The sequence below is a fragment of the Pseudomonas sp. BAY1663 genome, from assembly GCF_000582595.1.
Classification (GTDB): domain Bacteria; phylum Pseudomonadota; class Gammaproteobacteria; order Pseudomonadales; family Pseudomonadaceae; genus Stutzerimonas; species Stutzerimonas stutzeri_AF.
The window spans coordinates 1-15,294 of sequence record NZ_AZSV01000097.1 but is presented as its reverse complement, the minus strand read 5'-3'; the positions used below and the strand labels follow the sequence as shown (position 1 = coordinate 15,294).

The window sequence follows — 15,294 nt, the reverse complement described above, 5'->3', positions numbered from 1 at the left end:
CGACGCGCCGCGGCGCGACCGGGCGGGCCGGCCTGACGGGCGAACGCGAGGATGGGGAACGCGGTGGGCGGGGCATGACGGCTCGTCTCGAAGCGGGCCGGACATGCTAGAAGCCCCGCCCGGCAGCGGCAAGTAGCGACCCGTCCGGCAGGCGGCACCGAAAGCGGGCAAAGCGAGCCTTGGCAGTGCACCACGCGCCCTACGATGCACCAGCATGGCTCACCACGAAAGCTTCCGGATCAACCCAAGATTGGCGCAAAGCTGCGTCGCAGAAGGCTTTGCGCCATTTGGCACGGATGCTGCCCTTGCTCCTGGCGTTCCGAAGTATTCAGCCACAGTTGCGCACGGACAGCCAAGGAGCTCCCCAATGAAACGCCGTCCCCTGATCAAGACCACCCTCGCCGCCAGTGCCCTGATGCTCAGCGGCCTGTTCCCCTTCACCCTGCAGGCCGCCGAAACCATCAAGGTCGGCATCCTGCATTCGCTATCCGGCACCATGGCCATCTCCGAGACCTCGCTCAAGGACATGGCGCTGATGACCATCGACGAGATCAATGCCAAGGGTGGCGTGCTCGGCAAGCAGCTCGAGCCGGTGGTGGTCGATCCGGCTTCCAACTGGCCGCTGTTCGCCGAGAAAGGCCGCCAGCTGCTGACCCAGGACAAGGTCGCGGTGACCTTTGGCTGCTGGACCAGCGTGTCGCGCAAGTCCGTGTTGCCGGTCTACGAGGAACTCGACGGCCTGCTGTTCTATCCCGTGCAGTACGAAGGCGAGGAACTGTCGCCGAACGTCTTCTACACCGGCGCCGCACCGAACCAGCAGGCCATCCCGGCCGTCGAGTACCTGATGAGCGAAGACGGCGGCAGCGCCGAGCGCTTCTTCCTGCTCGGCACCGACTATGTCTACCCGCGCACCACCAACAAGATCCTGCGCGCCTTCCTGATCAGCAAGGGCGTGCCGGAATCGAGCATCGAAGAGGTCTACACCCCCTTCGGTCACAGCGATTACCAGACCATCGTCGCCAACATCAAGAAGTTCGCCGCCGGCGGCAAGACCGCCGTGGTCTCGACCATCAACGGCGACTCCAACGTGCCGTTCTACAAGGAACTGGCCAACCAGGGCCTGGAAGCCACCGACGTGCCGGTAGTCGCCTTCTCGGTCGGCGAAGAGGAGCTGCGCGGCATCGACACCAAGCCGCTGGTCGGCCACCTGGCCGCCTGGAACTACTTCCAGTCGGTGGAGAACCCGGTCAACGAGCAGTTCGTCGCCAAGTGGAAGGCCTATGCCAAGGCCAAGGGCCTGCCGGGCGCCGACAAGGCGGTGACCAACGACCCGATGGAAGCCACCTACGTCGGCATCCACATGTGGGCGCAGGCGGTCGAGCAGGCCGGCAGCACCGAGGTCGGCAAGGTGCGCGACGCGCTGGCCGGACAGACCTTCGCAGCGCCGAGCGGCTACACCCTGACCATGGACAAGACCAACCACCACCTGCACAAGCCGGTGATGATCGGCGAGGTGCAGGAAGACGGCCAGTTCTCGGTGGTCTGGGAGACCGAGAGCCCGGTCCGCGCCCAGCCGTGGAGCCCGTACATCCCGGGCAACGACAAGAAGCCGGATTACGCGGTGAAGTCGAACTGACAGCGATCGTCGCGGTGGATGGGTGACGCGCCGACTCCGCGTCACCCATCCACCTGTCGGCCGCCACAAGCTCCATCAAGAGAGCACCCGGCCTCCCCTGGGGAATACACAGATGAACACTGCCCTGCACCGAATCCTTCTGCTGCTCCTGCTCGTCCTGCCCTGGGCGGCGCAGGCCGGAGACGCAGCCGACTATGCCAAGGCCAGCCCGGCCAAACAGGCCAAGCTGCTGGAAAGCTGGGCCGCCGCGCCCGCACCGGAACGCCTGCTGCTGATCGAAGCGCTGCGCGCCAATCGCGTGGCCATCGATCAGAACAAGACGCCCTTCATCGAGGAAAACGGCGCCTACCGCGCCCTCGAAGGCGATGCCGAGCCGGTCGGCACGCCGAAGAAGCTGCGCCTGAATAACCGCCTGCGCGGCCTGCTCAACACCGCCCTGGCCAGCCACCAGCTGTTCGCCGAAGACCCCGCGCAGCGCCTCGCCGCGGCCAAGCGCCTGCAGCGCAGCGGCCAACCGGAACAGCTCGAGCTGCTTCAGCAGCGCCTGGACGCCGAGGACGATGCCGCCGTCAGCGAAGCGCTGACCCTGGCGCTGGCCAACCTGCAGCTGACCGCAAGCGACCCCGCAGTACGCCTCGCCGCGGTGCGCCTGCTCGGCGAAACCGGCGCGCCCATGGCCCGGGTGCGCCTGGAGAACCTGCTGGTCGATGAAGCGGAAACCGACGCCGCCGTACGCAAGGCAGTGGAAACCAGCCTGGCCCAGGTCAAACGCAAGCTCCTGATCGGCGAACTGCTCGGCCAGGCCTTTAGCGGCTTGAGCCTGGGGAGCATCCTGCTGCTCGCCGCCCTCGGCCTGGCGATCACCTTCGGCCTGCTCGGGGTGATCAACATGGCCCACGGCGAGATGCTGATGCTCGGGGCCTACACCACCTACATGGTGCAGGTGCTGATGGCGCGGCTCGCGCCTGACGCCCTCGCCTTCTACCCGCTGGTGGCGCTGCCGGTGGCCTTCTTCGTCACCGCCGTGATCGGCATGGCGCTGGAGCGCACGGTGATTCGCCACCTCTACGGCCGCCCGCTGGAAACCCTGCTGGCGACCTGGGGCATCAGCCTGATCCTGATCCAGCTGGTGCGGGTGCTGTTCGGCGCGCAGAACGTCGAGGTCGCCAACCCGGCCTGGCTGTCCGGCGGCCTGCAGGTGCTGCCGAACCTGGTGCTGCCGTACAACCGCATGGTGATCATCGGCTTCGCGCTGTTCGTGGTGCTCCTGACCTGGCTCTTGCTGAACAAGACGCGCCTGGGCCTGAACGTGCGCGCGGTAACGCAGAACCGCAACATGGCCGCCTGCTGCGGCGTGCCCACCGGGCGCATCGACATGATGGCCTTCGGGCTGGGTTCCGGCATCGCCGGGCTCGGCGGCGTGGCCCTGAGCCAGATCGGCAACGTCGGCCCGGACCTCGGCCAGAGCTACATCATCGACTCCTTCCTGGTGGTGGTGCTCGGCGGTGTCGGCCAGCTGGCCGGCAGCATCTTCGCCGCCTTCGGCCTCGGCATCGCCAACAAGATCCTCGAACCGCAGATCGGCGCCGTGCTGGGCAAGATTCTCATCCTCGCGCTGATCATCCTCTTCATCCAGAAGCGTCCGCAGGGGCTCTTCGCTCTCAAGGGGAGGGTCATCGATTGAACCAGCCACTTACCCTCACCGCCGCGCAGAAAGCCGGGCCGAAAGCCACGGTCATCGCCCTCGGCCTGGCGCTCGCCGTCCTCGTCGCCATGCCGCTGCTGCACCTGCTGCCGGCCGAGCATGCGCTGCACGTCTCGGCCTACACCCTGACCCTGGTGGGCAAGATCCTCTGCTACGCCATCGTCGCCCTGGCGCTGGATCTGGTCTGGGGTTACGCGGGGCTCTTGTCCCTCGGCCACGGCCTGTTCTTCGCCCTCGGCGGTTACGCCATGGGCATGTACCTGATGCGCCAGAGCGCCGGTGACGGCCTGCCGGCATTCATGAGCTTCCTCGCCTGGAACGAGCTGCCCTGGTACTGGCACGGCACCTCGAGCTTTCTCTGGGCCATGTGCCTGGTGGTGCTGGTGCCCGGCGTGCTGGCCTTCGTCTTCGGCTTCTTCGCCTTCCGCTCGCGGATCAAGGGCGTGTACTTCTCGATCATGACCCAGGCGCTGACCTTCGCCGGCATGCTCCTGTTCTTCCGCAACGAGACCGGCTTCGGCGGCAACAACGGCTTCACCGATTTCAAGACCATCCTCGGTTTCCCGATCGCCGCGCCGGGCACCCGCGCCATGCTGTTCCTCGCAACCGTCGCGCTGCTGGCCGGCAGCCTGTTGCTGGGCTGGAAGCTGGCGCGCAGCAAGTTCGGCCGGGTGCTCACCGCACTGCGCGACGCCGAGAACCGGCTGATGTTCTGCGGCTACGATCCGCGCGGCTACAAGCTGTTTATCTGGGTATTGAGCGCCGTGTTGTGCGGCCTGGCCGGCGCGCTCTACGTGCCGCAGGTCGGCATCATCAACCCAGCGAGATGGCCCCGACCCAGTCCATCGAGGCCGCGGTGTGGGTCGCCCTCGGCGGGCGCGGCACGCTGATCGGCCCGCTGCTGGGCGCCGGCCTCGTCAACGGCATGAAGAGCTGGTTCACCGTGGCCTTCCCCGAGTACTGGCTGTTCGCCCTCGGTGCGCTGTTCATCCTCGTCACCCTGTACCTGCCCAAGGGCGTGATCGGCCTGCTGCGCCGGAGGGGAGAATCATGAAAGTCGTACCCACTCCCGAACTCATCGATCCCGTCGACACCGGCGGCAACGGCCGCGACGCCATCGGTCTCGGCCGCACGGCAGGCGAAGGCCTGGATGCACGCCATGGCACCATCCTCAGCCTGGAGGACATCAACGTCAGCTTCGACGGCTTCCGCGCGCTGACCGACCTCAGCCTGTACATCGGCGTCGGCGAACTGCGCTGCATCATCGGTCCCAACGGCGCCGGCAAGACCACCATGATGGACGTGATCACCGGCAAGACCCGTCCCGACAGCGGCAGCGCGTTCTTCGGCGACACGCTCGACCTGACGCGCCTGAGCGAAGTGGAGATCGCCCAGGCCGGCATCGGCCGCAAGTTCCAGAAGCCCACGGTGTTCGAGGCGCTTTCCGTGTTCGAGAACCTGGAGCTGGCGCAGAAGGCCGACAAGTCGGTGTGGGCCAGCCTGAAGGCCAAGCTCAACGGCGAGCAGAAGGACCGCATCGACGAGGTGCTCGCCACCATTCGCCTCGAAAATTCCCGCAACCGTCCGGCCGGGTTGCTGTCGCACGGCCAGAAGCAGTTCCTCGAGATCGGCATGCTGCTGATGCAGGACCCGCAGCTGCTGTTGCTCGACGAACCGGTGGCCGGCATGACCGACGCCGAGACCGAATTCACCGCCGAACTGTTCAAGCGCCTGGCGCGCAAGCACTCGCTGATGGTCGTCGAGCACGACATGGGCTTCGTCGGCACCATCGCCGACCACGTCACCGTGCTGCACCAGGGCCAGGTCCTGGCCGAGGGCTCGCTGGAAACCGTGCAGAACGACGAGCGGGTGATCGAGGTGTATCTGGGCGTTGAGCAAAAGGGTGGATGGCTTCGGCCATCCACCCTACGCCCGTCGAATCGTAGGGTGGATAACGCCGCAGGCCTATCCACCGAAAACGGCGCAGCCTTTTCCACGCGTCACGAAAGAAACAAGGACATCGACATGCTGCAAGTCCAGCAACTGCACCAATACTACGGCGGCAGCCATATCCTGCGCGGCCTGACCTTCGAGGCGAAGGTCGGCGAGGTCACCTGCCTGCTCGGGCGCAACGGCGTCGGCAAGACCACCCTGCTCAAGTGCCTGATGGGCCTGATCCCGGCCAAGGAAGGTGCGGTCAGCTGGGAAGGCAAGGCGATCACCGGCTACAAGCCGCACCAGCGGGTGCAGGCCGGCATCGCCTACGTGCCGCAGGGGCGGGAGATCTTCGGCCGGCTGACCGTCGAGGAAAACCTGCTGATGGGGCTGTCGCGTTTCAGCGCCAGCGAGGCCAGGCAGGTGCCGGCCTTCATCTACGAGCTGTTCCCGGTGCTCGAACAGATGAAGCACCGCCGCGGCGGCGACCTCTCCGGCGGCCAGCAGCAACAGCTGGCCATCGGTCGCGCGCTGGCGAGCCGACCGCGCCTGCTGATCCTCGACGAACCCACCGAAGGCATCCAGCCCTCGGTGATCAAGGAGATCGGCGCGGTGATCCAGAAACTCGCCGCCAAGGGCGACATGGCCATCCTGCTGGTCGAGCAGTTCTACGACTTCGCCGCCGAGCTGGCCGACCAGTACCTGGTGATGAGCCGTGGCGAGATCGTCCAGCAGGGCCGGGGCGAGACCATGGAGGCCGACGGCGTGCGCGGGCTGGTGGCGATCTGAATCGCGGACGATCGCGCACCATAACGATGCATTCTTACCTGGGCGCACCAGGTGGGCGCACGCATTGCGGTCATGCGAACCCCATGGCTGCCGCCGATGGCGCAGCAACACCCGGCCGCGCTGGCCTCGCACCAAGGCGGCGCATAACGGCACGGCGCTTGCTCTGCCAACTGGACCGAACGAAGAACCTTGCGCCCCGATGAACGCCCATGCCCCGCTGTTCACTCCCCACTGGCACGCCGAACTGGACCTCGGCTATGCTGCGTAGGCGGCGCCAGCCGGCCGGTGCTGCGCCGCCACACCGGCCCGTTGCGGGTGCAGAAGCACCTGTATGCCGAGGGGCCGGAGGTCTGCCAGCACATCATCGTGCATCCGCCGGGCGGCATCGCCGGTGGCGACCGCCTGGACATCGACGTCGCGGTCGGCGCTGGCGCCTGGGCCCAGCTGACCAGCCCCGGCGCGGCCAAGTGGTACCGCGCTGCCGCGCCGGCTTTCCAGCAGCTGCGCTTGCGCGTCGAGGCCGGTGCCACGCTGGAATGGCTGCCGCAGGAAACCATCGTCTACTGCGCCGCGCAGGCCGGGTTGGGCACATGCATCGAACTCGAAGGCGATGCACGGCTGTTCTACTGGGACATCATCGCCCTCGGCCGGCCAGCCGCGAACGAGCGCTTCGATGCCGGCTACTTCCAGGCGCGGCTGGACATTCGCCGCGATGGTGCGCTGCTCTGGCACGAGCGCCAGCGTGTCGCCGGTGGCGACGGTCTGCTGGACTCGCCGATCGGGCTCGACGGCCAGCCGGTGTTCGCCACACTGATCGCCAGCGGCGAGATCGATGCCGCGCTGCTGGAACGCTGCCGCGAACTGCCGGGCCGGGTACGCGGCGACCTGACGCAATTGCCGGGCTGATCGTCGGCCGCTGCCTGGCCCGCGAAGCGCTGCATGCACGCGCCTGGCTGATCGAACTGTGGCGTCTGCTGCGCCCGCAACTGCTGGGCCGCGAGGCCGTGCCACCACGTATCTGGAGCACCTGAAACAGATTTTTGTAGGCGCCGGCTTGCCGGCAAGGACCCGGCGTCTCCCCGGGCTCCTACAGGTTGAAAAACAACCCCGTAGGGTGGAAAACCGCGCAGCGTTTTCCACCGACGGACCGAAGACACCCCGATGGGCAAGGCTTCCCCGTTGCCCATCCCAGACTGGAGCCGTTATGGATTTGTCGCCGAGAGAAAAGGACAAACTACTGATCTTCACCGCCGGCCTGGTCGCCGAACGCCGCCTGGCGCGCGGGGTGAAGCTCAACTACCCGGAGGCGATGGCCTATATCTCCGCAGCGCTGCTCGAAGGCGCCCGCGACGGCCGGACGGTGGCCGAGCTGATGCACTACGGCACCACCCTGCTCACCCGCGAGCAGGTGATGGAGGGCGTGCCGGAAATGATTCCGGAGATCCAGGTCGAGGCCACCTTCCCGGATGGCACCAAACTTGTCACCGTTCATCAACCGATTCCCTGAGAAACTGGTCAATGTCTACCTGACCTCTTCCCGAAGGATTTTCACCGTGCTGATACGTGACGCCCAGCAAGCCGACCTCCCAGGCATCCTGCAGATCTACAACGACGCCGTGCTGAACAGCACGGCGATCTGGAACGACACGCCGGTGGACCTGGCCAACCGCCAGGCCTGGCTCGCCGAGCGCGAGGAACAGGGCAACCCGGTGCTGGTGGCGCTGGACGACGACGGCCTGGTGGTCGGCTACGCCACCTACGGCCCGTGGCGCCCGCACGAGGGCTTCCGGCATACCGTCGAGCACTCGGTGTACGTGCGCGACGGCCAGCGCGGCAGCGGCATCGGCCGCGGCCTGATGCGCGAGCTGATCGGCCGCGCCCGCGCCGCCGGCAAGCACGTGATGGTCGCCGCCATCGAGAGCGAGAACCGCGCTCGATCCACGTGCACCAGCAGCTCGGCTTCATCCATGTCGGCCATATGCGCCAGGTGGGCTGCAAGTTCGGCCGCTGGCTCGACCTGACCTTCATGCAACTGATCCTCAACACGGAGCGCAGGACCCCATGATCCCCGGCGAATACCAGATCCAGGACGGCGACATCGAACTCAACGCCGGCCGCCGCACCCTGACCCTGAGCGTGGCCAACGGCGGCGACCGGCCGATCCAGGTCGGCTCGCACTACCACTTCTTCGAGACCAACGACGCCCTCGCCTTCGACCGCGAACAGGCGCGCGGCATGCGCCTGAACATCCCCGCCGGCACCGCGGTGCGCTTCGAACCGGGCCAGAGCCGCGAGGTGGAACTGGTCGAACTGGCCGGCGCCCGCCGCGTGTTCGGCTTCGCCGGCCGGGTGATGGGGGCGCTCTGACGAGCGCAGCCGCTTGAAGCTTTGTAGGGTGGAAAACGCCGCAGGCTTTTCCACCGAGACGCTGACCGGTGGATGGCTGCGGCCATCCACCCTACCGAGACGAAACGCATGAAGATTTCCCGCCAAGCCTATGCCGACATGTTCGGCCCCACCGTCGGCGACAAGGTGCGCCTGGCCGATACCGAGCTGTGGATCGAAGTGGAGCAGGACTTCACCGTCTATGGCGACGAGGTGAAGTTCGGCGGTGGCAAGGTCATCCGCGACGGCATGGGCCAGGGCCAACTGGGCGCCGCCGAGGTGGTCGACACGGTCATCACCAATGCGCTGATCCTCGACCACTGGGGCATCGTCAAGGCCGACGTCGGCCTCAAGGACGGGCGCATCGCCGCCATCGGCAAGGCCGGCAACCCGGACATCCAGCCCGGCGTGAGCATCGCCATCGGCGGCGCCACCGAGGTGATCGCCGGCGAGGGCATGATCCTCACCGCCGGCGGCATCGATACCCACATCCACTTCATCTGCCCACAGCAGATCGAAGAGGCGCTGATGAGCGGCACCACCACCATGATCGGCGGCGGCACTGGCCCTGCCACCGGCACCTACGCCACCACCGTCACGCCGGGGCCGTGGCACATGGCGCAGATGCTCAAGGCCGCCGAGGCCTTCCCGATGAACATCGGCTTCACCGGCAAGGGCAACGTCTCGCTGCCCGGGCCGCTGGTCGAGCAGATCGAGGCCGGCGCCATCGGCCTCAAGCTGCACGAGGACTGGGGCACCACGCCGGCGGCGATCGACAACTGCCTCGCCGTGGCCGACCAGTACGACGTGCAGGTGGCGATCCACACCGACACGCTGAACGAATCCGGCTTCGTCGAGACCACCCTCGGCGCGTTCAAGGGCCGCACCATCCACACCTACCACACCGAGGGCGCCGGCGGCGGCCATGCGCCGGATATCATCAAGGCGTGCGGGTTCCCCAACGTGCTGCCGAGCTCGACCAACCCGACCCGGCCGTTCACCCGCAACACCATCGACGAGCACCTGGACATGCTGATGGTCTGCCACCACCTCGACCCGAGCATCGCCGAGGACGTGGCCTTCGCCGAAAGCCGCATCCGCCGGGAAACGATTGCGGCGGAGGATATCCTCCATGATCTCGGCGCCTTCTCCATGATCAGCTCCGACAGCCAGGCCATGGGCCGCGTCGGCGAGGTCATCACCCGCTGCTGGCAGACCGCCGACAAGATGAAGAAGCAGCGCGGACCGCTGGCCGAGGATGCGCCGGGCAACGACAACTTCCGCGCCAGGCGCTACATCGCCAAGTACACCATCAACCCGGCGATCACCCATGGCATCAGTCATGAGGTGGGCTCGATCGAAGTGGGCAAGTGGGCCGACCTGGTGCTCTGGCGCCCGGCCTTCTTCGGCGTCAAGCCGACGCTGATCCTCAAGGGCGGGGTCATCGCCGCCAGCCTGATGGGCGACGCCAACGCCTCGATCCCGACCCCGCAGCCGGTGCACTACCGGCCGATGTTCGGCAGCTACGGCGGTTCGCTGCATGCGGCGAGCTTCACCTTCATCAGCCAGGCCGCGCTCGCTGCCGGCGTGCCCGAGCAGCTGGGGCTGAAGAAGAAGATCGGCGTGGTCAAGGGCTGCCGCGAGGTGCAGAAGACCGACCTGATCCACAACGGCTACCTGCCGCGGATCGACGTCGACCCGCAGAACTATCAGGTCCGCGCCGACGGCCAGTTGCTCTGGTGCGAGCCCGCCGAGGAACTGCCGATGGCGCAGCGCTACTTCCTGTTCTGAGGCCGGCCCAGCCCTGATGGGCTTCAGCCCACCAGGGCGTTAGTCACGCCGCCACGAGCGCTCAGCGCAACTGGCTGTCCTTGCTGCCGCGGCGGTTGTAGCCGCTGAAGTTGGCTTCGCGCTTGTCTTGCTCGCTCTGGCAGGCGATGCACAGCCGCACGCCCTTGACCGCCTGGCGGCGCGCCTCGGGAATCTCCGCCCCGCATTCCTCGCAGTGCGTCAGGCTCTCGCCCTGGCCCAGCTTGCTGCGGGCCCGCTGGATGGCGTCCTCGATGGTGCTGTCGATCTGCTCCTGCACCGCGCCGTCGTTCGCCCAACCTGTGGCCATGCCGTCCTCGCTTGCCGGCCGCTCGGGGTGCCGGCGCTTGCTGATGTTCATTCGAGTCCGTGCCCAGCTTGCGCGTTCGCCCGGACGAAAACCAGCACCTCGGGATGGCCCTGGCCGGCCGCGCATCACACGTGGCCAAGGCCCGGCGCAGAGCGGCGCCGCCTGTCGAGAGAAGCCGCCCAGGCGACGGATGGGGCTCGCCGGCGGATATCGCTGGTTATGCTTGCGGTGCCCTGCAACGAGGTCCGCTCCCACCTGCCGCCGCCCATGTGCCCGCCATGACGCTCAAGAACACCCTGCTCCGGCTAGCGCTGCTGCTGGTCGCCGGCTGCGCCACGCAAACCAAGGTGGTGGAGCGCGAGCTGGGCGATTTCGACCTCAAGCTGGGCTCCGCACCCACCCGCAGCATGGCCCATGGGCTGGTGCAGCCAACGACCGCCGGAGTCTTCCACGGCGGCCTCGACCTGAGCCATGCCAGCGGCTGGTATGTCGGCCAATGGTCGCCCAGCGCCGGCCTCGGCGAAGGTAGCCAGCTGGAAATGAATTCCTACCTGGGCTATGCCCGCCGCCCCCTCGACGAAGCCCCGGGCTACGAGCTGGGCGTGATCCACTACAGCTTCCCGGAAATCGCCGACCGTGACCGCGACGAATTCTATGCCGGGCTGAATTTCGCCGGCACCCGCCTGGGCGCGGCGTTGAGCAGCAAGCCGCGGCGCACCGACAGCACGCTGTACCTCGACTTCGGCTCGGTGACGCCATTCGGCGTCGGCCTGCGGGTGAAGTACGGCACCTATGCCCTGGACCGGCCCCGGTTTTTCGATGACGGCAGCAGCGTACGGGTGTTCAACGACTGGTCGCTGAACCTGTCGCGCCCCTGGCTGGGCATCCAGCTCGACTTTTCCTACACCGACTCGGACCTGCAGGGCCCCGAGTGCGGCGCCTACTCCGGGCAGAATGCCCAGTGCGCCAGCTTGCTGATGTTCAGGGCCGAGCGGCCGCTGTATTGAGCGCCCCGCAGCAGGTCACTCCTTGACCTGCATGTACTCCTCGGCCCAGACCACGTACTCGTCGGCGGTGGAGTATTTCACCGACAGCTGCGAGGCATTCAGGTCCAGCGCATCGATCTGGCGCTGCTCGCGCAGGCAGTCGTAGGTGGCCTTGATCGCGGCGAAGTAGGCGGCGTGGCCGTTGACCACGATGCGCACGCCGAGCTCGGCCAGACGGGCGTTGTCGCGCAGGTTCGGGTTGCCGTAGGTGACCAGCATCAGCGGTGTGCTGAGCTGGCTGGCGATGCTGTGCAGATGGTCGAAATCCTCGATGCCGACCAGGCAGATGGCGTCGGCACCGGCCTTCTCGTAGGCCTGGGCGCGGGCGATCACCTCCTCGAAGCCGATCACGCCGGCATTGGTGCGGGCGATGATGGCCAGCTCCGGATCGACCCGTGCCTCCAGCGCCGCGCGGATCTTGCCGACCGCCTCGAACATGCCGATCAGGTCGGTGGACTTGCGGCCGAATTTCGGCGGCAGCAGGGTATCCTCGATGGTCAGCGCGGAAATCCCGGCGCGCTCCAGCTCGGTCACGGTGCGCATCACGTTGAGTGCGTTGCCATAGCCGTGGTCGGCATCGGCGAGCACCGGCAGCTGCGCGACGCGGCAGATGCGCGTGGCCTGCTCGACGAACTCGCTGAGGGTGATGAGGTTGAAGTCCGGCGCGGCCAGGACCTGCAGGGAGGCGACCGAACCGCCGAGGATGCCGACCTCGAAGCCGAGGTCGGCGGCGATGCGCGCCGACATCGGATCGAACACCGAGGCGGTGTGGTAGCAGCGGTCGGCGCTCAGGAGCTGGCGGAAGTTGCGGCGCAAGGTGTGGTGGGAAAGTCGCATGGTGGTTACCTGAGTTAAGCGGGCACGCAAGGTCGAAACGCCCTGTCGAATCAAGATGGTTGGAAGCTGTCCGGACGGTCAAACGACACACCCGGGTAGCGAAAAAAGTCCAGGCCGATTATCGGCGCAATCACGGCGCGGTCCATTACAGCGTGCCGTTCTGCCGGCGCTGCACATAGGCCATGAACAGGCCACTGGCGATGATCACCGCCATGCCGAGCAGGGCCCCGGAGTCCGGCGCATGGTCGAAGGCGATGTAGCCGACGATACCGGCGAAGACTATCTGTCCGTAGGTGAACGGCGCCAGCGTGGCCGCGCTGGCGAAGCGGAAGGCATTGGTCAGCAGCAGGTGGCCGAGCATGGCCATGCCGCCGAGCGCCGCCATCAGCAGGCCGTCATGCAGCGTCGGCGTGCGCCAGTTGAAGACCACCAGCACGCTCATCGACACGCAGCCAACCAGGCTGGTGAGGTAGTTGCTGGTCACCGGGTGGTCGGTGCCAGCCAGACGCCGTGTGACCAGTTGGTAGACCGTGAACGACAGCGCCGCGCCGAACGGCAGCAGCACCGCCGGGGTGAACAGCGCACTGCCCGGGCGCACGATGATCAGCACCCCGACCAGGCCGAGAACCACCGCGATCCACTGGCTGCGGCTGACCCGCTCGCCGAGCAGCGCCGAGGCGACGGTCACCAGCAGCGGCGTCAGGAAGATCACCGCGGTGGCCTCGGCCAGCGGGATGTAGTGCAAGCCATTGATGAACAGCAGGCTGACGCCGACCAGGCTCAGGCCACGCAGCAACTGCGGCCAGGGGCGCAGCGTGCGGAACACGCGCTGCCCCATGCGCGGCACGAACAGCGCGGTCATCAGCAGCGTCTGCGCGACGTAGCGCGCCCATATGACCAAAAATACCGGGTAGAGCTCGGAGAGGTGTTTGGCCAACCCGTCATGGCTGGCCAGCAGCAACCCCGACAGCAATATCAGCAGAACGCCGTAAAGCGGGTGGTGATCGTTCAAGGAAAGCCCCAAGCGGCTTGTTAGTGAGCTAATGATTATGCCCGCAATTACCGTCCCAGTCAGGCGAAGCGGCGAACAGCTGGCGCCTCGTATTTGGCGCGCACTGACGGGGATCGCTGAAGACGCTCCAGTAGCGAAAGCCTCTCCCCTCGCGAGAAAGGGGTTGGAGAAAGGGGGGCACCGCCGCCATGCAGCCTCCCGCACTGGTAGGCCACCGCCCGGACATCCCGGCTTTCGGGTATGATGCCCGGCTTTTTGCCGAGCCGCGCGGCGTACCGCGGCGCCTGAGTGTAGTCGAGATGTACCAGCTGAGACCGATGCAGGAGCGCGATATTCCTGCCGTACTGGCGATCCAGGAACAATGCTATGCCGCCGAGGTACTGGAAGAGGAAGCGGTGATCCGCTCGCGCCTGGCCACCTGTCCGCAACTGGCCTGGGTCGCCGAGGATGCCCTGGGCGTTTGTGGCTACCTGTTCGCCTACCGCTCGCGGCTGGGCAAGGTGACACCGCTGGACGGCGAGTTCCAGCCGCACGACGAGGCGGACTGCCTCTACCTGCACGACCTCGCCGTGGCCAGCCGCGCCGCCGGCCGCGGCATCGGCCCGGCGCTGGTGCGGCACAACCTGCAACAAGCCAGGAGCGCGAAGCTACGCTACTCGGCACTGGTCTCGGTGCAGGACTCGGCAGGCTTCTGGTCGCGCCTGGGCTATGCCGCCCACGACGAACTGGAACCGCGGCAGGCCGACAATCTGGCGAGCTACCGCATCCCGGCGGTGTATATGGTGCAAAGCCTGCACCATTAAGGCGCCGGCCCCGAGTTCTCGCTCACCATGCGCACCATACAGGTGCGCAACAGCCCCAATATCTGGCACGCCTGCGCCAGGCAGCGGCGGAATGCCCGCGGCTGCCGAGGGTTGGCAAGCACCTTGCTCGGAATCCGGAAACATCCCGACCGGAACCCCGCAATGCTGGTGATTCGCCAACGCATCGAGCCCGCCCAGATTGGCAGGCCGAACTCGAACTGAGCTACGACGCCCGCAGCAAGAGCCGCCTGCGCTGCTTCAGCCGCGATGGCGAGGAAGTCGGCCTGTTTCTCGAACGCGGCCAGCCGCCGCTGCACGACGGCGAATGCCTGCTCGCCGGCGATGGCCGCGTGGTGCGGGTACGCGCCCGCCCCGAGCAACTGCTGCACGTCACCTGCGCCAGCGCCTTCGAACTGACCCGCGCCGCCTATCACCTGGGCAACCGCCACGTCGCCCTGCAGCTCGGCGACGGCTGGCTGCGCCTGCTCGACGACTACGTACTCGAGGACATGCTGCTGCAGCTGGGCGCCCGGGTCGAACACATCGAGGCGCCGTTCCAGCCCGAGCACGGCGCCTATGGCGGCGGCCATCATCATTCCCATGCCGGCGAGGCGGAGTTCAGCTACGCGCCGCGCCTGCACCAGTTCGGCGTGCGCCCGTGACCGCCAGCGGCATCCCATCGGCCTGGGCATTGCTCCGGCTGGCCAGCCCGCAGCTGCCCATCGGCGGCTACAGCTATTCCCAGGGCCTGGAGATGGCAGTCGAGAGCGGTCTCGTAGCCGACCCGGACAGCGCCCGGCGCTGGCTGCAGGACCAGTTGCGGCTCAACCTGGCCCGCTTCGAGGCGCCGCTGCTGCTGGCCCATTGCAACGCCGCGGCGCAAGGCGACTGGCCGCGCCTGCTGCGGCTGGCCGCCGAGCACCGCGCCAGCCGGGAAACCCGCGAATTGCAGCTGGAAAGCCGGCAGATGGGCTATTCGCTGGCCCTGCTGCTCGACGGCCTGCCGGAACTCGATGCCGGGGCGCGA

Annotated in this window: 12 protein-coding genes and 5 pseudogenes; 14 read left to right on the top strand and 3 right to left on the bottom strand. The window is 67.1% G+C overall.

Translation table 11 applies throughout. The features are described from left to right. Positions 1 to 367: 367 nt before the first annotated feature. The 10 genes and pseudogenes from urtA (at position 368) to ureC (ending at position 10,241) form a co-directional block, all read left to right on the top strand. On the top strand, positions 368 to 1,636 hold the full coding sequence (gene urtA, locus BAY1663_RS19640; protein ID WP_037044031.1) for an urea ABC transporter substrate-binding protein: 1,269 nt from the start codon (positions 368 to 370) through the stop codon (positions 1,634 to 1,636). Positions 1,637 to 1,748: 112 nt separating this feature from the next. Next, on the top strand, positions 1,749 to 3,320 hold the full coding sequence (gene urtB / locus BAY1663_RS19635) for an urea ABC transporter permease subunit UrtB (protein ID WP_037044028.1): 1,572 nt from the start codon (positions 1,749 to 1,751) through the stop codon (positions 3,318 to 3,320). Then, a pseudogene (gene urtC / locus BAY1663_RS19630) lies at positions 3,317 to 4,395 on the top strand (urea ABC transporter permease subunit UrtC). The gene urtB and the pseudogene urtC overlap by 4 nt, the downstream one beginning before the upstream one ends. Then, positions 4,392 to 5,231 (top strand): annotated as a pseudogene (urtD, locus tag BAY1663_RS19625) (urea ABC transporter ATP-binding protein UrtD); the annotation flags it as partial. The pseudogenes urtC and urtD, both read left to right, overlap by 4 nt. 135 nt (positions 5,232 to 5,366) lie before the next feature. Next, entirely contained in the window at positions 5,367 to 6,065 is a 699-nt protein-coding gene (gene urtE, locus BAY1663_RS19620) for an urea ABC transporter ATP-binding subunit UrtE (RefSeq protein ID WP_128576407.1), read from the top strand. A 199-nt stretch (positions 6,066 to 6,264) separates the two neighbouring features. After that, positions 6,265 to 7,096, top strand: a pseudogene (locus BAY1663_RS19615) (urease accessory protein UreD). A 173-nt stretch (positions 7,097 to 7,269) separates the two neighbouring features. Next, a complete protein-coding gene (gene ureA / locus BAY1663_RS19610) occupies positions 7,270 to 7,572 on the top strand; it encodes an urease subunit gamma (RefSeq protein WP_037044026.1) in 303 nt (100 codons plus the stop codon). A gap of 46 nt (positions 7,573 to 7,618) precedes the next feature. Next, positions 7,619 to 8,130 (top strand): annotated as a pseudogene (locus tag BAY1663_RS19605) (N-acetyltransferase family protein). Beyond that, positions 8,127 to 8,432: an urease subunit beta gene (locus tag BAY1663_RS19600; RefSeq protein WP_037044024.1), complete on the top strand. Its 306-nt coding sequence runs from the start codon at positions 8,127 to 8,129 to the stop codon at positions 8,430 to 8,432. The pseudogene BAY1663_RS19605 and the gene BAY1663_RS19600 overlap by 4 nt, the downstream one beginning before the upstream one ends. Positions 8,433 to 8,540: 108 nt before the next feature. Then, on the top strand, positions 8,541 to 10,241 hold the full coding sequence (gene ureC / locus BAY1663_RS19595) for an urease subunit alpha (protein ID WP_037044023.1): 1,701 nt from the start codon (positions 8,541 to 8,543) through the stop codon (positions 10,239 to 10,241). A 61-nt stretch (positions 10,242 to 10,302) separates the two neighbouring features. Here the strand turns inward: ureC and BAY1663_RS19590 are convergent, their stop codons facing one another. Next, positions 10,303 to 10,569 (bottom strand): DksA/TraR family C4-type zinc finger protein, encoded by a 267-nt coding sequence (locus BAY1663_RS19590; RefSeq protein ID WP_037044041.1) that lies wholly within the window; start codon positions 10,567 to 10,569, stop codon positions 10,303 to 10,305. Between the two features lie 278 nt (positions 10,570 to 10,847). Between BAY1663_RS19590 and BAY1663_RS19585 the strand changes: the two genes are divergently transcribed. Next, positions 10,848 to 11,576: a TorF family putative porin gene (locus BAY1663_RS19585; protein ID WP_037044038.1), complete on the top strand. Its 729-nt coding sequence runs from the start codon at positions 10,848 to 10,850 to the stop codon at positions 11,574 to 11,576. Between the two features lie 15 nt (positions 11,577 to 11,591). Here the strand turns inward: BAY1663_RS19585 and BAY1663_RS19580 are convergent, their stop codons facing one another. Both BAY1663_RS19580 and BAY1663_RS19575 read right to left on the bottom strand, forming a co-directional pair. After that, a complete protein-coding gene (locus BAY1663_RS19580) occupies positions 11,592 to 12,452 on the bottom strand; it encodes an oxaloacetate decarboxylase (protein WP_037044022.1) in 861 nt (286 codons plus the stop codon). A 145-nt stretch (positions 12,453 to 12,597) separates the two neighbouring features. Next, a complete protein-coding gene (locus BAY1663_RS19575) occupies positions 12,598 to 13,464 on the bottom strand; it encodes a DMT family transporter (RefSeq protein ID WP_037044020.1) in 867 nt (288 codons plus the stop codon). Positions 13,465 to 13,781: 317 nt separating this feature from the next. On the opposite strand from BAY1663_RS19575, the gene BAY1663_RS19570 reads away from it, so the two are divergent. The 3 genes and pseudogenes from BAY1663_RS19570 to BAY1663_RS19560 all read left to right on the top strand — a co-directional run. Beyond that, complete coding sequence (locus BAY1663_RS19570; RefSeq protein WP_037044036.1) at positions 13,782 to 14,267, top strand: GNAT family N-acetyltransferase; 486 nt, start codon at positions 13,782 to 13,784, stop codon at positions 14,265 to 14,267. Positions 14,268 to 14,429: 162 nt separating this feature from the next. Continuing rightward, a pseudogene (gene ureE / locus BAY1663_RS19565) lies at positions 14,430 to 14,929 on the top strand (urease accessory protein UreE). Positions 14,930 to 14,940: 11 nt separating this feature from the next. Then, on the top strand, positions 14,941 to 15,294 hold a 354-nt coding region (locus BAY1663_RS19560), incomplete at its 3' end, for an urease accessory protein UreF (protein ID WP_037044033.1).